This window comes from Blautia sp. BCRC 81119, assembly GCF_003184505.1.
Lineage (GTDB): Bacteria > Bacillota > Clostridia > Lachnospirales > Lachnospiraceae > Blautia_A > Blautia_A fusiformis.
In genome coordinates this window covers 1-20,793 of the sequence record NZ_QJHD01000041.1, presented here as the reverse complement: position 1 = coordinate 20,793, position 20,793 = coordinate 1, and the positions used below count along the sequence as shown (strand labels likewise).

Below are 20,793 nucleotides of genomic sequence, written 5' to 3'. Positions count from 1 at the left end.
TACCGTAGGGCATACGGGAACAGTATAAATATAGCTTGTGGACACTGTGTAAGACATTGCAGTACCGTAAGGTGTTTGCCAATGCAGTAGTGGGAGAAGCAAGAATCCCCCTGCTTTAGTTGAGGGGAGTGTCAAGCCATTGTAGAAACTGCCGAATTTCACCAAAAGCCCTGATTCGGCGAAAAATATCATAGCAGGAATAATTTTTATAATGTATACTATATTTGTTAGGGAATCCAGATATACCACAAAGCAGAAAGGAAAAAAGCGTATGAGAAGAAATTGGAAAAAAGCTTTATGTGGCATTTTGACAGGTTTTATGCTTGCAACGGCGGCACCAGCTGCGGTTCCGGAGTTGATCAGTGCGACAGAAGTACAGGCGGCGATAGACGTAGCAACGCCGACTATGTCTTCTATTAAGATCTCCGGCAGGAATAAGATTATTTTCAGCTGGAAACAGGTAAAAGGAGTTGCCGGATACCGGGTATACCGCAAGACCGGAAACAGCGGATGGAAAACAGTAAAAAACATTACAGGAAGCAAAAATGTTACGTTTACCGATACAAAAGTAAGTACTGGAGTAAGCTATACTTACACAGTGAGAGCTTACCGGAAATCCGGAAAAAATACGATCTGGAGTAGATATAATGAAAAAGGTCTGACAGCGATCGCAGGTCTGAATTATCTCACCCTGAATAAGACCAGCCTGACACTGGCACCGAAAAAAACTTATACACTGAAGATCAAAGGCACCAGTCTGAAACCGTCATGGAAGAGCAGCAACACAAATGTTGTCAAGATAACTTCTGCCGGAAAGATCACCGCGGTAAAAACAGGAACAGCGGTTATCACAGCGACTCTTGGCGGCAGAAAATTCACCTGCAAGGTTACTGTAAAGAATCCGACCTCGGCTAATACCAGATTGACGCAGAATTATAGCAAATTGAAAAAATACATCAGTCAGAAAGGTAAATATACTGAAGACGGAAATCAGTTTATAAATGTCAAAGTAGATAAAGAAAGTACTCTGATGATCGGTTATCTGAAGAAAGAAGATAAGATAGATATTGGGATGATGCTCTCTATGCCTTCAGATGGAATCCTTGTCGGACTGGATATTATCGGAAACTGTGTGAAATCTGATACGGTCAATGTGAAGTCCGCCCTGTCTACAAATGAAGTCTTTCTGCTGGTGACTTCTTCTACAAAAGCATCTGCTTATAAAGGTCAGAATCTGACTTTCTTGTATACAAACGGAAAAAAAGCGATGACAGATCTGCAGGATTCTTCCAATATTATGATGAAAGCGACAATGAAAGTAGCAAATGATTATCTGAAAAAGAATTTAAATCTGACAATGAAAGATCTGGGATTCACTGCTTATAAATAAAAGTTACTGTTCACTCTGCAAATAAAACCGGCAAATAAAACCAAAATTTATTGTTCTTGACATGAAGCAGAATCGGAATTATACTAAACCATGTAAATAACAGGGGAGCTTGTGATGGCAGGCTGAGAGGAAGTCTTCAACTTCGACCCTTATACCTGATTTGGATAATGCCAACGTAGGAACGTATAAGATGAATTTACGGGAGATACTTTGGTGTATCTCCTTTTTTATTGGATGCGGATGTTTTTATCCGATTGAATACGTAAGATCAGGATTTACAGGGAAGGGATCAAGAGCGAACGCTTTTAACCCCGGTATCGACAATTGAATATTGGGAAATTTGAGAGTGAACTGAGTTCATGAAGGGGTGCACCACCGCGGGTGTATTTCTTTGTGAACTCTTTTTTTATTGACGAATAGCTTTTGAAGTTTCCGGAAAGGAGAGATCATGATCACAGTAAATGGTGAAAGCAGAACATTGGAAAAGCCGGTGACAGTAACAGAATATCTAGAAGCATGTAACTATGTTCCGGTGCAGGTTGTAGTAGAGCTGAATGAAGAAATCATTAAGAGAGATACTTACGATACAACAGTACTGAAAGATGGCGATGTTGTGGAGATTCTGCAGTTTATGGGCGGCGGAAGCTGCTGATGTCGCTATAGAGATAAAATTAGGTAGATATACCACGGCAGTAACTGACAGATAAGTTACTGAAAAAATGCAGATGAAGAATGATCTGGCAGAAGAAGGCGCTGGTTATAAATCGGTGGAAATATTTTCTGCAAACAGACATAAAGAAAGGTGGACATAAAAAATGACAACAGCAAACACAAATGAAGACAAACTGATCCTGGGAGGCCATGAGTTTACTTCCCGTTTTATCCTTGGTTCCGGAAAATTTTCCCTGGAGCTTGTAAAAGCATGTATTGAAAAAGCAGGAACTCAGATCGTAACACTTGCCCTGCGCCGTGCAAATGAGGGTGGACTTGCGAACATTCTGGACTATATTCCGAAGAATGTTACGCTTCTTCCGAATACGTCCGGCGCCAGAAATGCAGAAGAGGCAGTTCGTATCGCAAGACTTTCCCGCGAGCTTGGATGCGGAGATTTTGTAAAGATCGAAGTTATCCATGACTCCAAATATCTTCTTCCGGATAATTACGAGACCATCAAGGCAACAGAGATCCTTGCAAAAGAGGGCTTTGTAGTTATGCCATACATGTATCCGGATCTGAATGCAGCCAGAGATCTGGTGAATGCAGGAGCTGCCTGTGTAATGCCACTTGGCTCTCCAATCGGTTCCAACAAAGGAATCTGTACAAAAGAATTCATCCAGATCCTTATCGACGAGATCGACCTTCCGATCATCGTGGACGCAGGAATCGGCCGCCCGTCACAGGCATGTGAGGCTATGGAAATGGGTGCTGCAGCAGTTATGGCAAATACAGCCATTGCAACTGCAGGAGACGTCCGTGTTATGGCGGAAGCCTTTAAGAAAGCTATTGAGGCAGGAAGAAGTGCATATCTTTCCGGTATGGGAAGAACTCTGGAGAGAGGTGCAAGTGCATCCTCACCGCTGACCGGATTTTTGCATGAGTAAAATAATGACAGTATATTGAAAGACTCGGAAATATACGGTTATTAAGGGGAAATCTGTGTAGCGAAAGCGGATTGCGAATATTCACTTGATGCAGATCAACCAGAGCAGAAAAGAAAACGAATGGCTAAAAACAGATACTGAAATATTACAAATTTGAAAATAATAAAAGTACGAGAGGAGCGACACAACAACAATGGCAGAAACAGTACAGGCCAGTCAGCAGGACGGCCATTTTAATGAAAGTATTGTAAATGAAGAAATTCTGGAAGATATGAAAAAGAACCGTATCGATCACATGAAGTACCTTCCGGATATGGAACAGCTGGAAGAATCTGATGTAATGGATCAGGTTATTTCCGCAATGAACGCATATGATTATGATAAGTACACAGAAGCGGATGTACGGAGAGCGCTTGTTCATGACAACCGTACACCGGAGGATTTTAAAGCACTGCTTTCACCGGCAGCGCTGCCTCTTCTGGAAGAAATCGCACAGGCTGCACGGATCGAAACAAGGAAACATTTTGGAAACAGTATCTGCATGTTTACACCGATCTACATTGCAAACTACTGTGAGAACTACTGTATTTACTGTGGATTTAATTGCCACAACAAGATCCGCCGCGCACAGCTGAATGCAGATGAGATCGAGAAAGAGATGGCAGCCATTGCAGAAACCGGACTCCAGGAGATCTTGATTCTTACCGGAGAGAGCAAAACGAAATCTAATGTGGAATATATCGGAAAGGCTTGTGAGATCGCCCGGAAATATTTCAAGGTAGTCGGTCTTGAGGTGTATCCGATGAATTCTGATGAGTACGCATATCTTCACAAATGCGGCGCAGATTATGTGACAGTTTTCCAGGAGACTTATAATTCTGATAAATACGAAACTCTGCATCTGGCAGGCCACAAGAGGATTTTTCCATACAGGTTAAATACACAGGAGCGTGCGTTAAAAGGCGGCATGCGAGGTGTTGGTTTTGCGGCACTTCTGGGACTGGATGATTTCCGCAAGGATGCTTTTGCAACGGGATATCATGCATATCTTCTGCAGAGAAAATATCCACACGCAGAGATCGCTTTTTCCTGCCCGAGACTTCGTCCGATCATCAACAACGACAGGATCAACCCGAAGGATGTACACGAACCGCAGCTTTTGCAGGTAGTTTGTGCATATCGTCTGTTTATGCCGTTTGCAAGTATTACTGTATCCACCAGAGAGTGTGAGCGTGTCCGTGACAATCTGGTGAATATCGCAGCAACCAAGATCTCTGCAGGTGTCAGCACCGGAATCGGAAGCCATGTGGATGATATTGAGGATAAAGGTGATGATCAGTTTGAGATTTCCGACGGAAGGTCTGTGGACGAAGTCTTCAACGCCCTGAAAGACCACGGACTGCAGCCAGTCATGAACGACTATATTTATCTGTGAAAACACGACAGAAGAGGATAACTTCTGTGGAATATGTGGAAAACCACCCACCCCGGAGAATGTTTCTCCGGGGTGGGTGTGGATAACCATAAAATAAAAACGGATAGAAAATAAAGGAAGAATTTGTCGGAAGAGTAATGATGATTTTTTAGTCCGGGTCTGATAAAATAAATATAACAAGGAGGACGATTAAGAATAATAAAATTCACATAAGATAAAGAGTCAGAGTAAAATTACAAAAGCATTTTCAAGGCACAGCCGATAACGATACTGAACTAAAAAAGAGGTGCCACATGGCAAATACAAAACATGAAGATGCTATTATGAAAATGGGATTTGATTATTTCCGTGATACGATCCTGAAAAGTCTTGGAATTGACTATGAATTTGTGAATCTTGGTCCTACAGAGCTGATAGAACTTACTATTCATTCTTTATATATGGATTTTACATTTCTGACTAAAGAAGGATTTTATATTCATATAGAATTCCAGACAACCGACAAGGGAGAAAATGATTTGCGCAGATTTCTTGCCTATGATGCGGTATATTCACATAAAACAGGAAAAAATGTTATAACCTATGTGATTTATTCAGGTGGAATCAAATCGGTTAAGACAGAATTGAATATGGGACTGTTTACATATCGGATACAACCGATATATCTCAAGGATAGAAATGCAGATGAGGTTTTTGAAAAAATACGACAAAAACAAGAAGACGGAACAGAGCTTACGGAAGAAGATTATGCAAGCCTATCGTTGACACCATTAATGTCTGGGAATATGAAGATTAAGGAAAAAATCAAAGAAGCAGTTATACTATCCAAAAAGAAACGTGGCCTAACAGCAGAAAAAACAATGGCAATGTTATATACTCTGGCAGATAAGTTTTTGGATAGTAAAGATCTGGATGAGATTAAGGAGGTTATATCTATGACAAGACTTGGACAGATGTTGTTGGATGAGGGAATGGAAAAAGGAATGAAAAAAGGAATGGAGCAGGGACTGCTTTTGTCAAAAAAACTTCTGGAAGAGAACCGTACAGAAGACCTTGATAAGGCTATGAAAGATGAAAATTATATGAAAAAGCTGCTGGAAGAATTGAATATCAAATAAAAAATCACCAGAAATACTGTAAATACAAGGCTGATTACGTTTTCTGTAAATATTCTGAAATGGAAATTTTTATACGGAATCATATGTTTATTTACCGATTTCCGGGATTTTTCTGCTGTTTTTTAAGGTAGGAATACCAGGAATTTTGGATAGCATGAAAACGGTTTCCGATTCTATAGTTTTCATAAAGACTTACTCGTGTTTATAATAAGCCAACAACAAAAATAAAGGCAGAAAAACAGGAGGAAAAGTATTATGAAAAGAAAATGGAAATCAGCAACAGCAGCCCTTTTGGCAGCAGTAACCATCGGAAGTCTTACAGGAGCAACCGCTTATGCGGCGGACAGTGTCAGCATTACAAACGTATCCTATGACCCCACCAGAGAGCTCTATGAACAGTATAATAAGATCTTTCAGAAGCATTGGAAAGAAAAGACAGGGCAGGATGTGGACATCACACAATCCCACGGAGGCTCAGGAAAACAGGCACTTGAGGTTGCCAACGGACTGGAAGCAGATGTGGTAACACTGGCACTGGAGTATGATGTGGATGCGATCCAGGATGCAGGACTCATCGATGACGGATGGGTGGATGAATTTCCGGAGGACAGCGCTCCCTACACTTCGACTATTGTATTTCTTGTGAGAAAAGGAAATCCGAAGAACATCAAAGACTGGGACGATCTGGTAAAGAAAGACGTAGGTGTGATCACACCAAACCCGAAAACCTCCGGCGGAGCAAGATGGAACTATCTGGCAGCCTGGGCCTATGCAAAAGATAAATATAACGGAGACGAGGACAAAATTAAAGAATTCATCGGAGATCTTTACAAAAACGTACTTGTCCTGGACACCGGAGCCAGAGGCGCAACGACCTCTTTCGTGGAAAACGGACAGGGTGATGTACTGATCGCCTGGGAAAATGAAGCCTATCTTTCCGTAAAGGATTATCCGGACGACTACGAGATCGTAACACCAAGCATCAGCATCCTTGCACAGCCATCTGTAGCAGTAGTCGATAAAGTCGTAGACAAAAGAGGCACCAGAGATGTGGCAGAGGAATATCTGAATTATCTCTATTCCGATGAAGCACAGAGGATCGCCGGTGATAATTATTACCGTCCGTCAAACCAGGATATTCTGAAGGAATACTCCGATGTGTTTAATCTGGACATCAATCTTGTCACCATTGATGATTTCGGCGGATGGAAAAAGGCACAGGAAACACATTTCTCAGATGGAGGGATTTTTGATCAGATTTACGAAGGATAGACAGCAGAAGATATAGTCGGACGGAATAACACAAAGAAGCTGCAGAACAGTGAAAAAACAGAGTTTGCAGCTTCTTTTATGTAAATATGATGTGCCTTTTGCGACTGGAAAATCTATATCTGATATATAGCACTGTCAACATCTCATGCAGCTATGGATCTTCCGGTCTGCAAAATAACGGCAGAGGGGACAATGTGAATCACAAGGGATCAGGCATGGCTTCCTTCGGTCAGGGAACAGCCGTCCATTATACGGATCCCGTTTATGACATCCAGATAAGTGTCATACATTTCCTTCCATTCATCAGAGGCGTCCTTGGAGTACTGGCTGATGGTGGACAGAAGATCGTATTTTTTGCCGTCGACGGTTTCGATACGGCCGAGATAGCCCTGCCATACACTGTCCAGAGGCTGGTCTTCGCCATCGTAATATCTGGCTTCCAGAGTCAGTACAGGAACATCCTCATTGTAATAAGTCAGTTTATATCCACCATTTTCGGTTTCGGTTGTTTCATAACGGCAGAGATATTTCCAGCGCTCCGGAGTGAGGACCTGGAAGTAATCCGTCATGGCCATATCCACACGCTCTGCGTAAACGAAATCTATGGATTTGATCAGCTCTGTGGCTTCCTTTTCGGCGGCCTTATCATAGGTGTCTGACGGAGTCAGGACAAAAAGTCCGAATGTATAATCGTCAGTCTGGCATACAAGAGCATCTACATTTTTTTCTTCTTCGTTGACTTCGGTTAAGTATTGATATTTCGTGGCAGGATAAGATTCAAAGGTAAGATCCTTTTTGGTGATGATCTCACCCTTTACCGGATAGTATTCTGCCAGAAAACCCTTCAGGGAAGAATCCTCCAGAGAGGAATTCGGTACTTTTAAAACAAAGGCAGTGCTTTTTCCGCCATTTACGGAACGCTGCTCGAAATAACCTTCTTTTTCGGGCATGGATTCTCTGATCGTATCATCGGCAGGGAATCCAACCCGCATATGAAGCTCGCCGCGCTTTTCCGATTCAGAGGAATCTTCCGTGTTTGTATCGGAAGAGGAATTTGGGTATGAAGAATCGGAATCCTGCGAGGAGGAGTTTCCACTGGTATCGGAGGATTCTTCTGAAGAATCTCCGGAGGAGGAATCAGTTTCAGAATCGGAATATTCCTGAAGATTGCCGTAGTCATCAATATAATATTTATCTCTGGAGCCAATATATGTGGTTCCGGTGGCATCTTCCAGCCACACACTGCCGTCCTCATAATAATAATGAGGCTCAAAATAACCGTCCTGTTCGGTCCAGCCGGCATCGTTGCCTTCCATCAGTTCACCGGAATCCGGGTCAGGGGCATAATTACCTTCCCCGATATATTCATCCTCGGAACCATTGCGGTACCAGTAATCTCCGTTTTCATCCTGCCAGATGTGCTGACCGTCATCGGTTGGAGGGTCAGAAGCGAGGACCGGGATTGCAGATATGGAAAGAGCGATCGCGCCTGTTAAAAGAACTAAGATTTTTTTATGCATAGGCACCTCCTGATAAATTGCGCAGCAGTTAGCTGCTTACTATTCTTTGATCATAAATTTTTACAAATAAAAAAGATCTGTCTGTTAAGTACATTGTAACAGACAGATCCCGATATCCGGAAATGTGAAGAAAAAGAGACATTTACGGAAAGCTGCGTACAGGTCTGGAAATATGCTATCCGATCGTGAAAAGGCCGGCTTACCGGCAGGTAAAAAGATATCCCTTCCCATAAACCGAGACAATGTCATACTCATCGGTATCTTCGGCACCGATCTTGGTCCGGAGGTTAAAGATATGCCGCCGTACCGTGCTGGTATCTGTTCCTGCACAGCTGCCCCATACCGCTTCGTAGAGCTCCTTTGCAGAAAAAATCTTCTCCTGGTTTTCTGCAAGGAGACGCAGCAGAGAGAATTCGGTCCGGGTAAGGCCTGTGTCGGCATTATTGAGATATGCATGGCCGTCCGAAAGATCCAGCCGCAGGCTGCCGATGGTGATCTGACGGGAGGACTGAAATTTTTCTTTTATTTTTTCTTCCATTCGTTTCTGGCGTTCCAGAAGCATCTGGATCACGGCCAGAAATTCATCGAAATTATAAGGTTTGGTGAGATAATAGTCGCCTCCCTGCTGAAGTCCTTCTACCCGATCCCGGATATCACTTTTTCCGGTGAGAAAAAGAACCGGATTCATGGTTTTTTCGCGGAAGCGGCGGCAGATATCCAGACCGTTTCCGTCCGGAAGCATAATGTCCAGGATAAGAAGATCCGGCAGCTGTTCTTCAAGCTGATGACAGGCTTCGGCGGCTGTCTGTGCAGTGCGGACATCGTAGCCACGGCGCCGCAGCATCCGGCAGTTGGTATTCAGCACCTGTTCTTCATCCTCGACTATAAGGATAAGTGATTTCTTTTCATTCATTTATGATTCCTCCTCCGGAAGTGAGAAGAACACCTGAGTTCCCTCGCCTTCTTTACTTTTCAGCCATATTTTGCCGCCATGGGCAGTGATGATCTGATGACAGACATAGAGGCCTATGCCGTGCCGCCAGTAATCCTTATCAGCGGAAACATAACCCTTGAGTGCGTTTTTTCGCATTTCTTCTGACATGCCGGTTCCGGTGTCGGAGACGCAGATGGTCTGCCAGCCCGGTTCGCCGGTAAGAGAAATGGTGATGGTTCCGTTTTGGGTGTGACGCTCTGCATTGGAGATCAGATTGGTGACAACCTGGATCAGCCGTTCCGGATCAGCAGAGATTTCCGGGAGTCCGGATTGTGTCGTAAGGACCAGCTGATTGTTCTTTGAGCTTGGATGACTGCAGTAGTCTTTTTTTACAGAATACAAAAGACCGGACAGATCTGATGAGACAAGGGAAAGGGCAAGCCGCCCCTGCTCAATGGAAACCGTATCCATCAGATCCAGCACGATCCGGTCGATCCGCATTACCGACTGTTCAATGGTGCGGAGATTTTCCTGCATAAGAGAGAAATCCAGAGGCTCTTCCTCAAGGAGCTCGGAGGTGTCCCGCGCGTGGAGGGAAATGGAACTCAGAGGATTTTTAATCTCATGGGCAACGGTGGTCAGGAAGGTGGACTTGGCATTATCAAGGGAGCGCAGTCGCAGATTCTGTTCCTCCAGAAGGAGCTGCTGCTGGTTATATTCCTTCAGATGAAAATAGAGAACACTGCCGCAGACAATACTTACAGAGACAAACGCCAGAAGGATATCTGCCAGCCGGTCTGCTTCCGTGGCAAAAGGAGTTACAGTGTCCGGGAAATGGTATGCAACCAGACACAGTCCCATATAAAGGAGGATCTCCAGCAGGGAAACGATCAGAGCGCGTCTTTTTTCCAGCATCAGCACGGTAAAAATAATAGCAAACACAAAGAATGCCGGCATGCCGCCACGATAACCGCCGCTGGTAAAAAACATCACCGGAAAAACGAGCAGAAAGATCACGACAATGGTGATCAGGTAGCAGCGCTGATATTTTCCACTGTAATAGGAATAAAGAAAAAGCCCTCCGGAGATTGCAACCAGCGCAAAATTGATCAGTACATTTCCCCAGGAACCGGTCCCGAGACTGAGAAAGGCCATGATCAGGCTGATCACAGTACCTCCCAAGGCGAGGATGTTGAACAGCCGGACGCGGAAATCAAGGGTGGGACTGAATAAAGAGTGAAAAATATTCCGGAGCTTCGGGTTTATATTGATAGGAATCACCTCCTATTCTTAATGTAGGTTTGTATGCCTGCGGGCATCTTTCTTTTGGTGCTGTAATTATCGTAACTGTTATAATTGTATCATGCTGTCGTATAGTTGTGTACACAAAAAAATACATTTAATCCCGTTTTCCTATTGACATACTATGAATAGTAGGTTAATATAAGTGTCAACAAAAGAAAGGGAAGAGGCTATGAACGAATACGGCTTTAATACAGGGCTGCTCCACGGCACCAACGAGAAATATCCACAGGGTGCAACACAGGTTCCAATCTATCAGAGCAGCGCATTCCGACATGACAGCGCGGAAGACCTGGAGAAAATTTTTGACAATAAAAAAATGGGCTTCTCCTATACAAGGATCAACAATCCTACGGTAGAGTCCTTTGAGAAGAGAGTGACCATGCTGGAGGATGGGATCGGCAGTGTGGCCTGTGCATCCGGAATGGCAGCGCTGACCAATGCGTTTCTGAACATTCTTCAGGCGGGAGATGAGATCGTGGCAGCCTGCGGACTGTACGGCGGAACTGTGGAACTGTTCGATGATCTGAAGCCTTTCGGGATTTCCGTAAAATATGTGAAAGAGAATAAGCCGGAAGCTTTTGAGGCAGAGATCACAGAGAAGACGCGACTTGTTTTTGCGGAGACCATTGGCAACCCTAAGCTGGATGTTACCGATATCCAGGCAGTTGCGGAAGTGGCACATAAGCATGACGTACCGCTGATCGTAGACAACACGGTGGCAACCCCGTATTTGATCCAGCCACTGAAGCTTGGAGCTGACATTGTGGTTCATTCCTCTTCCAAATATATCAATGGAAGCAGCGATGCCATCAGCGGTATTCTTGTCTGTGGTAAGGGTCTGAAATGGGACCCTGACCGATATCCGGGACTTGCTCCATACCGGAAATTCGGACCATTTGCATACATCGCCAAGCTTAGAAACGGACTTTTCCGGAACACTGGCGCGTGTCTTGCTCCGCAGAATGCTTTCCTTAATAACCTGGGACTGGAAACCCTGGGACTTCGAATGCAGAGACAGTGTGACAATGCACTGGAGCTTGCGAGATTTTTACAGGGCCTGGGTGATGACATTGAAGTAAATTATCCGGGACTGGAAGAAAGCCCTTATCACGAAATTGCGGAAAAGCAGTTCAGGAATGGCTACGGAGCTATCGTAACCGTAAGAACCGGAAGCAAGGAGAAGGCTTTTTCCATTATTAATTCATTGAAGATCCCGCTGATCATCTCCAATATCGGAGATACGAAGACACTGGTGATCCATCCGGAATCCACCATCGCGGCACATATCTCCGACGAAGAGAAGCTGCAGTCCGGAGTATTCGAGGATCTGATCCGTATCAGTGTGGGAATTGAAGATATTGAAGATTTAAAAGAAGATTTCAAACAAGCAATAGAAAATAACCGATAAAATCTAAGAGCTGCACCAGCAGAGAAATGGAGAGTTCGTTATGGCAAAAGTAGATTACGCTACATTAAAAAAAGGTGGTTTCATGAGACAGAAGCAGAAAAATAATTTTTCTCTTCGTCTTGCCTGTGTAGGCGGTACACTTACCGCAGAAAACCTTAAGAAGATCGCAGAGGTAGCTGAGAAATACGGTGACGGATATGTACATCTTACTTCCAGACAGGGAGTTGAGATCCCGTTCATTAAATTAGATGATATTGATGATGTAAAGGATGATCTTGCAAAAGGCGGATGCAAGCCTGGTGTCTGCGGACCGAGAGTCCGTACTGTTACAGCCTGCCAGGGCAACGCTGTCTGTCCAAGCGGAAATATCAACAGCTATGACATTGCAGTGAAATTAAATGAAAGATATTTCGGAAGAGAGCTTCCTCATAAATTCAAATTCGGTGTTACCGGATGCCAGAACAACTGTCTGAAGGCAGAGGAGAATGATGTAGGGATCAAGGGAGCGGCTGAGGTCAGCTGGAAAGAGGATGCATGTATCCACTGTGGTGTCTGTGAAAAGGCCTGCAGAGAAAACGCCATCTCCTTTGAGGATGACAAGCTGGTGATCGATACAGAGAAATGTAACTACTGCGGCAGATGTGCAAAATCCTGTCCGGTGGATGCATGGGATGTAAACGAAGCATATATCGTTTCCTTTGGCGGAACGTTTGGAAATCATATCAGCAAGGGACAGGAATTCCTTCCGCTGATCACCTCGGAGGAGCAGCTTTTCAGAGTGACCGATGCAGCGATCCAGTTCTTTGATGATCATGCAAATCCGGGAGAGCGTTTTAAATTTACCATCGACCGGGTAGGCGCTGAAAAACTTCAGGAAGTTTTGAAAGGAGCATACAATGGCTGATATTAAGATTGATGATACCGTAGATATTACCGATGTGGTCTGCCCGGTAACCTTTGTAAAAGCAAAGGTAGCACTTGAGGAGCTGGATGACGGACAGATCCTGGCGATCAAAATGAACGATGGCGAGCCGGTACAGAATGTGCCAAGAAGCGTGAAGGAAGAAGGACATCAGATCCTGAAGCTCGAGGACAACGAAGACGGAACTTATACACTGATCGTAAGAAAAGTTGAAGAATAGGAGAACAGAGAAATGACAATCACAGTTGCAGGAAATAAAAAAGAGTACGAAGACGGACTGAAGCTTACAGAGCTTATTGAGAAAGAGGATATTGAAAGTCCTGAGTATGTAACCGTAACTATCAACGATGAATTCATCAGCAAGGCAGACGTTCCGGAAACAGAGGTAAAGGACGGCGACGTTGTTGAGTTCCTGTACTACATGGGAGGAGGCGCAAGATAATGGCTTTTACAAATGAGCAGCTTGAGCGGTACTCCCGCCACATCATCCTGAAGGAGGTTGGAGTAAAAGGTCAGAAAAAGCTTCTGAATGCCAAGGTTCTGATCATCGGAGCCGGCGGACTTGGAGCACCGGCAGCCCTTTACCTTGCAGCAGCAGGTGTGGGAACCATCGGGATCGCGGATGCAGATGAGGTAGATCTTTCCAATCTTCAGCGACAGGTCATCCACACAACTGCAGATGTCGGCAAACTGAAGGTAGAGTCTGCGGCTGAGACCATGAAAGCAATCAACCCGGACGTTACTGTAAATACATATCATACCTTTGTAGATTCCAGCAACATCATGGATCTGATCAAAGATTACGATTTCATTCTTGACGGAACAGACAACTTTCCTGCAAAATTCCTGATCAACGATGCCTGTGTAATGGCCGAGAAACCGTTTTCACATGCAGGGATCATCCGTTTCCAGGGACAGCTGATGACTTACGTTCCGGGACAGGGCCCATGCTACAGATGTGCGTTCCAGAGCCCGCCGCCAAAGGATGCCGTACCGACCTGTAAGCAGGCTGGCGTGATCGGAGCCATGGGCGGAGTGATCGGAAGCCTTCAGGCAATGGAAGCGATCAAGTACATCATCGGACAGGGTGATCTTCTTACAGGAAGACTTCTTACCTACGATGCGCTGAAGATGACATTCCGTACCGTGAAGCTTCCGAAGAATCATCATTGCCCGGTATGCGGCGATGATCCGACGATCACAGAACTGATCGATTATGAGCAGGCTGTGTGTGAACTGAAGCATTAATAAACACTGATCACAGAAACGAAAAGGTGTCTGCTGGTGCAGATACTGTAAATAAGTATAGAAACCCATTGGAGGCCACGAAATGCTGAAATTAAAAAAAGAAGATTACGAGAAAATATTAGACCACTGCAGAAAAGGACTTCCCAATGAGTCCTGCGGCCTTCTGGGCGGGACCATTGAGGACGATGTAAAAACCATCGAGAAGGTGTATCTGCTGACAAATATCGATGAAAGCAACGAACACTTTTCCATGGACCCGAAGGAACAGCTGAGCGCGATCAAGGATATCCGTCAGAACGGATATCAGATGATCGGAAATTTTCATTCTCATCCGGAGTCTCCGTCAAGGCCTTCCGAAGAAGATAAACGACTTGCATTTGACCCGAACATCGAATATTTGATCCTCTCCCTTATGGATGCAGAAAATCCGGTGTTGAAGGCCTTTGGCGTAGATAAAGAGAAAAATGTAACTGTACATGAGCTTCAGATAACAGAGTGATGAGTATGAAAAACAGATTAAACACAAAGGAAATTACAACAGATGTGCTGATCATAGGCGGAGGTACCGCAGGCTGCTATGCGGCGCTGGTTCTCTCAGAACAGAAAGCCGGCAGGGTACTGATCGCAGAAAAAGCAAATATCAGACGAAGCGGCTGTCTGGCAGCAGGTGTTAATGCAATCAATGCCTACATTGTAAAAGGCCGCAAGCCGCAGGATTATGTAGATTATGCAACAAAGGATGCCGCCGGGATCGTAAGGCAGGACCTTCTTCTTACAGCAGCGGAGAATTTCAACGAAGTTACTGCAAAGATGGAAAAGCTTGGGCTTGTGATCCTGAAGGATGAAAATGGTGATTATGTAGCCAGAGGAAACCGTAACATCAAGATCAACGGTGAAAATTTTAAACCACTTCTTGCTGATGCAGTTCATAAAGCTGAGAACGTAGACGTTCTGAATTATGTAAATATCACAGACCTTCTTGTAAAAGACGGACAGGTTTACGGAGCGGTTGGTTTCTCTATTATGGAAGAAACCGCATACATTATCCGGGCAAAGGCAGTTCTTGCTGCAACAGGCGGAGCGGCCGGGCTTTATAAGCCGAACAATCCGGGATTTTCCAGACATAAGATGTGGTATCCGCCGTTTAACACAGGTGCCGGATATGCAATGGGAATCCTGGCAGGTGCGGAGATGACGTCCTTTGAGATGCGTTTTATCGCACTTCGCTGCAAGGATACCATTGCTCCTACGGGAACCATCGCACAGGGTGTCGGCGCAAAACAGATCAATGCAGCTGGCGAGATCTATGAGACAAAATACGGACTGACCACAAGCGAGAGAGTTTACGGAACAGTTCGGGAAAATCAGCTTGGCCACGGCCCGTGTTACCTGAAGACTACAGGGATCACGAAGGAACAGGATGAAGATCTTCTGAAGGCTTATTTCAACATGGCACCGAGCCAGACTCTGAAATGGATCGAAAGCGGAAAGAGCCCCAGCGAGCAGGATGTGGAGATCCAGGGAACAGAGCCGTATATCGTAGGCGGTCATACAGCCAGCGGCTACTGGGTAAATACAGGCCGTGAGACTACGGTGAAAGGCCTTTATGCAGCTGGTGATGTTGCAGGTGGATGTCCGCAGAAATATGTAACAGGAGCTCTTGCAGAAGGAAAGCTTGCAGCATTGGATATGGTGAAACAGTTTAAGGCCGGAACTCTGAAGGAAGCAGATGTTCAGACTGAGACAGAGATCAAGGTTCAGGAAGATGAGATCCTATCCCAGTACGAAAAGTTCCGAAATGAAGACGCACCGGCATTTTCCGTGGAAGAGCTGGAAGAAGCCATGCAGAAAGTCATGGATGAATATGCGGGAGGAATTGCTTCTAATTATCAGTTTAATGAGAAGCAGCTTGCTCTTGCAGATGAAAAAATCCTTCAGCTTCAGGCTCTTGCCGAAAAAACAGCGGCAGCAGATATGCATGAGCTGATGTTTGCATACGAACTTCGTGAGCGTCTCATTGTGTGCCGTTCACTGATCGCTCATCTGAAAAACCGCAAAGAGACCAGATGGCATTCTTTTAACGAAAATCTGGATCATCCGGAAACAGATGAGAAATTTTATAAATATGTAAATTCGAAACTGGAAAACGGCGAGATCAGGATGATTTTTCGCGACATTGTAAAGGAGGACACATATGAGCATACGAATTGATCAGAAAAAATGTGTTGGCTGCAGAAAATGCAGTGAAGTATGTCCGGGAACCCTGATCGTCATGGAAGACAAAAAAGCCGTGATGAAATATCCGAAAAACTGCTGGGGTTGCGTTTCCTGTGTAAAGGAATGTAAAGCCGGTGCCATCGACTTTTTCCTTGGTGCGGATATCGGCGGGAACGGAAGTATCATGAATGTAAAAAGCGAAGGGGATATCCTTCATTGGATCATTACAAAAACGGACGGTTCTACATCCGTGATCGATGTGGATCGACGGAATTCGAATAAATATTAGACCAGAAGATAAGTGCTGCCGGTTCTGGCGGCCGGAACAGGAGGATGAGATCAGATATGAGTGGATTATCACATTTGGATGAGCTGGAAGCAGAGGCAATTTATATCATCCGTGAAGTTGCAGCAGAGTGCGAGAAGCCGGTAATGCTTTATTCTATAGGAAAAGACAGTTCTGTAATGCTTCATCTTGCAATGAAGGCTTTTTATCCGGAGAAACCGCCATTTCCGTTTCTTCACGTAAATACAACATGGAAATTTAAAGAGATGATCGAGTTTCGTGACAAAACCGCAAAGGATTTGGGAATCGAAATGCTTGAGTACATTAATCAGGATGGTGTGAAGCAAGGTATCAATCCTTTTGACAGCGGCTCCGCATACACAGATATCATGAAAACGCAAGCACTGAAGCAGGCTCTTAAGAAATATGGTTTCACAGCTGCTTTTGGCGGCGGTCGTCGTGACGAGGAGAAAAGCCGTGCAAAAGAGCGTATCTTCTCCTTCCGTAATGCAGAGCAGGCCTGGGATCCGAAGAACCAGCGTCCGGAGATGTGGAAGCTTTATAATACGGAGATCAATAAAGGCGAAAGTATCCGTGTTTTCCCGATTTCCAACTGGACTGAGACGGATATCTGGCAGTATATTAAGAGAGAAAATATCCCGATCGTTCCTCTTTATTTTGCAAAAGAGCGTCCGGTTGTATACAGAGACGGCAACATTATCATGGTGGATGACGACAGAATGCGTCTGAACCCGGGTGAGGAGCCGCAGATGAAAAAGGTCCGTTTCCGTACTCTCGGATGCTATCCTCTGACAGGTGGTATCGAGTCTGACGCGGAGACACTGGACGAGATCATTGACGAGACCTTAAGCTCTGTGGAATCTGAGAGAACCACACGTGTTATTGATTCCGACGGCGGAGCTGCAAGTATGGAAAAAAGAAAGAGAGAGGGGTACTTCTAGGATGAGCGGATTACTGAAATTTATCACTTGCGGAAGTGTAGATGATGGAAAATCTACACTGATCGGTCATATTCTTTATGATTCCAAGCTTTTATATGCGGACCAGGAAAAAGCCCTTCTTCTGGACAGCAAGGTAGGTTCCAGAGGTGGTGCCATTGATTATTCTCTTCTTCTGGATGGCCTGATGGCAGAACGTGAGCAGGGAATCACCATTGATGTTGCGTATCGTTATTTTACAACCGATAAAAGAAGCTTTATCGTTGCGGATACTCCCGGACATGAGGAGTATACAAGGAACATGGCGGTTGGAGCTTCCTTTGCTCAGCTTTCCATTATTCTTGTGGATGCGAAGCAGGGGGTTCTGGTCCAGACAAGGCGTCATGCACGTATCTGCGCTCTGATGGGTATCCATCATTTTGTATTTGCTGTGAACAAAATGGATCTTGTTGATTACAGTGAGAGCCGTTTTAATGAGATCGTAAAGGATATCAATGAGCTTTCTGAGACTCTGGGGCTTCAGGATGTTGTGATCATTCCTGTCAGTGCTACAGAGGGTGATAACGTAACGAAGAAGTCTCCGAATATGCCCTGGTATACGGGGAAAGCTCTTCTGGAGCATCTTGAGACTGTGGATGTTTCAGAGGCTGAGAATGTCAGCGAATTTTATCTGCCTGTTCAGCGTGTTTCTCGTCCAAACCATGAATTTCGCGGTTTCCAGGGCCAGATCGAGAGTGGCCGGGTTCATGTAGGCGATATCATCACAACGCTCCCAAGCAACGAGACAGCGGCTGTTAAGACGATCCTGGTGGGCAGTGACGATCGTGAAGAGGCTGTTGCCGGCCAGGCTGTTACGATCCAGCTGGATAAAGAGGTGGATGTAAGCCGTGGATGTGTTCTTACCAATAATAATGAGATCCCTGTTGCAAAGGGCTTTGAGGCTACGCTTCTATGGATGGATGATTCCAGGCTTGAAGTGGGCAAGGAGTATCTTGTGAAGGTTGGTACGAAGAAGATTGCTGGTGTGGTTAAAAGTATCGAGTTTAAGACGGATGTGAATACCGGGGAGCATTTGCCTGCTGATACGATTGTGAAGAATGAGATTGCTTTGTGCAAGATTGGACTTTCTGATAAGGTTGTGCTGGATGAGTTTAAGAAGAATAAGACTCTTGGTGAGCTGATCTTGATCGATCGTGTGAGTCATATGACTTCTGCTTGTGGTGTTGTGGAGTCTGTGGATACTGAGGGTGAGAAGCCTTATTTCCAGAAGGATGATGTGAAGGTTGGTGGTTATGTTTTTGAGGAGTTTTATTTTAACCTTGAGAATGCGCTGCTTTCCAAGGCGGATAAAGAGGTTAAGACTTATCATGTAGGGGATGTGGTGCCTGTTGAGGGTGACAGCTTTGAGTATCCGGGCTATTTTGATATTGTTTCCCTGGAGGATAATGCGGCTGTTCTTATTCGTGATAAGAGGGTGCAGGATATTATTCCGCTGGATGAGTATGTGTTTATGGGGCTTCCTGTTGTGGATGAGAGAGGTTTTGCCCTGGAGATCCGCAGTAATGATGATTATCAGATGTTTTTGAGGGAATTTGAGGCTACTGATAATAAGTCGGAGTTTCATAATAAGTGGTTTAAGTTTGAGACTTATCGGAGGATTGTCTGCACGGATAATTTCTGGATGATCTGATGTTGGGTTACTTATAGTTTCTATAGTTATGTGTGTAAGAGGCTGCATGTGCGGCCTCTTTTTTTTGGGTGTTGCGGGATTTCGTGGTTTGACGGACGCCGAGGAGCTGGCATATGGGCGGGACAGGCTTCGTCGGTGGAAACTACTAAGACTCTGAAAGGTGGCTAAAAGCGTTTTCCAAAAGTCCGAACTCGCTGCGCTCAGACAGCGAACTTTTGAAAAACAACGCCACCTTCCAGAGCCTAAGTAGTTGTCACACCTCCTGCAGAGCGCCCCGCCCATATGCCAGCTCCTCGGCTGTGCACACAGGCCGGTTGCGGAAAGTGAACAGTTCGAGATAGTATTCAATGATGCATGGCAGTAGAGTGTCATACAGAAATTGTTCAGGAGGAATGTTGTATCTAAGAATCAGCTCGGCACAACGTTCCGGAATAATATCGGCTCAGACAGTAATCAGCTTGGCATAAGATTCCATAATAAAAGTCAGTCGCATTATATATCGAAGATGTAGCGCTTGTTCCGTGCCCAAGAGGGTGGGGGGCAGGGAAGCCCTCGGACTTCGGAACTCTGAGATGGACTTTCCCTGCGCTGTCCACACGGACAGCGTGTCGTGCGTAGCCACCTGTCTAAGGGGATAATATGATTGGTCAATCGCGCTAAGATAAAATTAATGTAAAAAAATGAAAAAAAGGTGTTGACAAAACTTATATCTTTCGGATATAATTAACCATGCGTTTCGGATGAAAACACAGAAGAAATGCACTCCAATTTAATAAGAAATTATAAGTTCGGAGTCTGGAGAAGTACTCAAGAGGCCGAAGAGGTGCCCCTGCTAAGGGTATAGGTCGCTAACGCGGCGCGAGGGTTCAAATCCCTCCTTCTCCGTTATTTTTTTGAAAAAAATAAATTTTTCAAAAAAATAAAAAAACTTGTTGACAAACGCTTGCGGATGTGATAAAGTAAACAAGCTGTCAGCGAGACAGAGATTCATCAAAAAAAGTTTGAAAAAAGTTGAAAAAAGTACTTGACAAACGATTTGAGATGAGATAAAATAAACGAGCTGTCTGAGAGACAGACGCAACAAACCTTGATAACTAAACAGTGAAACACATACGATTCTCGAAAATTTCTTTACATTTAAAGAACGGTTTAAACAAACCAAAAGCAGTAAAAACGAGAGATAGCCAAACGGTTGTCTTGAGTAAAAGATTCAAACACTTTATCAGAGAGTTTGATCCTGGCTCAGGATGAACGCTGGCGGCGTGCTTAACACATGCAAGTCGAACGGGAATTACTTTATTGAAACTTCGGTCGATTTAATTTAATTCTAGTGGCGGACGGGTGAGTAACGCGTGGGTAACCTGCCTTGTACAGGGGGATAACAGTCAGAAATGACTGCTAATACCGCATAAGCGCACAGGACCGCATGGTCCGGTGTGAAAAACTCCGGTGGTATAAGATGGACCCGCGTTGGATTAGCTAGTTGGT

19 protein-coding genes, 1 tRNA gene, 1 rRNA gene and 1 riboswitch are annotated in these 20,793 nt (G+C 44.8%); of the genes, 18 read left to right on the top strand and 3 right to left on the bottom strand.

All coding sequences use genetic code 11. The features are described from left to right. Window positions 1–271: 271 nt before the first annotated feature. The 6 genes from DMI82_RS18510 (at window position 272) to DMI82_RS18485 (ending at window position 6,816) form a co-directional block, all read left to right on the top strand. Window positions 272–1,390 carry an Ig-like domain-containing protein gene (locus DMI82_RS18510; RefSeq protein ID WP_158526519.1) on the top strand — a complete coding sequence of 373 codons (1,119 nt, stop codon included), beginning with the start codon at window positions 272–274 and terminating at the stop codon, window positions 1,388–1,390. Between the two features lie 91 nt (window positions 1,391–1,481). Next, window positions 1,482–1,589, top strand: a riboswitch (TPP riboswitch). Window positions 1,590–1,838: 249 nt separating this feature from the next. Continuing rightward, on the top strand, window positions 1,839–2,042 hold the full coding sequence (thiS, locus tag DMI82_RS18505) for a sulfur carrier protein ThiS (RefSeq protein WP_015526603.1): 204 nt from the start codon (window positions 1,839–1,841) through the stop codon (window positions 2,040–2,042). Window positions 2,043–2,205: 163 nt separating this feature from the next. Then, window positions 2,206–2,991, top strand: coding sequence for a thiazole synthase (locus tag DMI82_RS18500; RefSeq protein WP_021650468.1), 786 nt, complete (start codon window positions 2,206–2,208; stop codon window positions 2,989–2,991). A 193-nt stretch (window positions 2,992–3,184) separates the two neighbouring features. Next, window positions 3,185–4,426: a 2-iminoacetate synthase ThiH gene (thiH, locus tag DMI82_RS18495; protein ID WP_021650467.1), complete on the top strand. Its 1,242-nt coding sequence runs from the start codon at window positions 3,185–3,187 to the stop codon at window positions 4,424–4,426. Window positions 4,427–4,719: 293 nt separating this feature from the next. Next, entirely contained in the window at window positions 4,720–5,544 is an 825-nt protein-coding gene (locus tag DMI82_RS18490; RefSeq protein WP_110104204.1) for a hypothetical protein, read from the top strand. 255 nt (window positions 5,545–5,799) lie between these two features. Beyond that, window positions 5,800–6,816, top strand: a complete 1,017-nt coding sequence (locus DMI82_RS18485; protein ID WP_110104203.1) for a sulfate ABC transporter substrate-binding protein — start codon at window positions 5,800–5,802, stop codon at window positions 6,814–6,816. Between the two features lie 209 nt (window positions 6,817–7,025). Here DMI82_RS18485 and DMI82_RS18480 read toward each other — a convergent pair whose 3' ends face one another. The 3 genes from DMI82_RS18480 to DMI82_RS18470 form a co-directional block, all read right to left on the bottom strand. Continuing rightward, window positions 7,026–8,336 (bottom strand): hypothetical protein, encoded by a 1,311-nt coding sequence (locus DMI82_RS18480; protein WP_110104202.1) that lies wholly within the window; start codon window positions 8,334–8,336, stop codon window positions 7,026–7,028. A gap of 199 nt (window positions 8,337–8,535) precedes the next feature. After that, the gene (locus DMI82_RS18475) at window positions 8,536–9,249 is read right to left on the bottom strand and encodes a response regulator transcription factor (RefSeq protein ID WP_110104201.1); all 714 of its coding nucleotides are present in this window, start codon (window positions 9,247–9,249) and stop codon (window positions 8,536–8,538) included. Next, entirely contained in the window at window positions 9,250–10,440 is a 1,191-nt protein-coding gene (locus DMI82_RS18470) for a sensor histidine kinase (protein ID WP_227574303.1), read from the bottom strand. It abuts the gene before it with no gap. Between the two features lie 304 nt (window positions 10,441–10,744). Between DMI82_RS18470 and DMI82_RS18465 the strand changes: the two genes are divergently transcribed. The 12 genes from DMI82_RS18465 to DMI82_RS18410 form a co-directional block, all read left to right on the top strand. Next, window positions 10,745–11,983, top strand: coding sequence for an O-acetylhomoserine aminocarboxypropyltransferase/cysteine synthase family protein (locus DMI82_RS18465; RefSeq protein ID WP_110104200.1), 1,239 nt, complete (start codon window positions 10,745–10,747; stop codon window positions 11,981–11,983). 40 nt (window positions 11,984–12,023) lie between these two features. Continuing rightward, entirely contained in the window at window positions 12,024–12,887 is an 864-nt protein-coding gene (locus DMI82_RS18460) for a 4Fe-4S binding protein (RefSeq protein WP_021650461.1), read from the top strand. Beyond that, complete coding sequence (locus tag DMI82_RS18455) at window positions 12,880–13,125, top strand: sulfurtransferase TusA family protein (RefSeq protein WP_015526613.1); 246 nt, start codon at window positions 12,880–12,882, stop codon at window positions 13,123–13,125. Before DMI82_RS18460 ends, DMI82_RS18455 begins: the two co-directional genes overlap by 8 nt. Before the next feature lie 12 nt (window positions 13,126–13,137). Beyond that, the gene (thiS, locus tag DMI82_RS18450; RefSeq protein WP_021650460.1) at window positions 13,138–13,347 is read left to right on the top strand and encodes a sulfur carrier protein ThiS; all 210 of its coding nucleotides are present in this window, start codon (window positions 13,138–13,140) and stop codon (window positions 13,345–13,347) included. After that, window positions 13,347–14,153: a thiazole biosynthesis adenylyltransferase ThiF gene (thiF, locus tag DMI82_RS18445; RefSeq protein ID WP_015526615.1), complete on the top strand. Its 807-nt coding sequence runs from the start codon at window positions 13,347–13,349 to the stop codon at window positions 14,151–14,153. Before thiS (DMI82_RS18450) ends, thiF begins: the two co-directional genes overlap by 1 nt. Window positions 14,154–14,235: 82 nt before the next feature. Further along, on the top strand, window positions 14,236–14,652 hold the full coding sequence (locus DMI82_RS18440; RefSeq protein ID WP_059086473.1) for a M67 family metallopeptidase: 417 nt from the start codon (window positions 14,236–14,238) through the stop codon (window positions 14,650–14,652). Between the two features lie 5 nt (window positions 14,653–14,657). After that, the gene (locus DMI82_RS18435; RefSeq protein ID WP_110104199.1) at window positions 14,658–16,364 is read left to right on the top strand and encodes an adenylyl-sulfate reductase subunit alpha; all 1,707 of its coding nucleotides are present in this window, start codon (window positions 14,658–14,660) and stop codon (window positions 16,362–16,364) included. Then, window positions 16,348–16,659 carry a 4Fe-4S dicluster domain-containing protein gene (locus tag DMI82_RS18430; RefSeq protein ID WP_015526617.1) on the top strand — a complete coding sequence of 104 codons (312 nt, stop codon included), beginning with the start codon at window positions 16,348–16,350 and terminating at the stop codon, window positions 16,657–16,659. The genes DMI82_RS18435 and DMI82_RS18430 overlap by 17 nt, the downstream gene beginning before the upstream one ends. A 56-nt stretch (window positions 16,660–16,715) precedes the next feature. Then, window positions 16,716–17,618 carry a sulfate adenylyltransferase subunit CysD gene (gene cysD / locus DMI82_RS18425; RefSeq protein WP_015526618.1) on the top strand — a complete coding sequence of 301 codons (903 nt, stop codon included), beginning with the start codon at window positions 16,716–16,718 and terminating at the stop codon, window positions 17,616–17,618. Window position 17,619: 1 nt separating this feature from the next. Next, window positions 17,620–19,305 (top strand): sulfate adenylyltransferase subunit 1, encoded by a 1,686-nt coding sequence (locus tag DMI82_RS18420; protein ID WP_110104198.1) that lies wholly within the window; start codon window positions 17,620–17,622, stop codon window positions 19,303–19,305. A 797-nt stretch (window positions 19,306–20,102) separates the two neighbouring features. Further along, window positions 20,103–20,190, top strand: a tRNA-Ser gene (locus DMI82_RS18415). A gap of 334 nt (window positions 20,191–20,524) precedes the next feature. Beyond that, window positions 20,525–20,793: ribosomal RNA gene (locus DMI82_RS18410) — 16S ribosomal RNA — on the top strand; the annotation flags it as partial.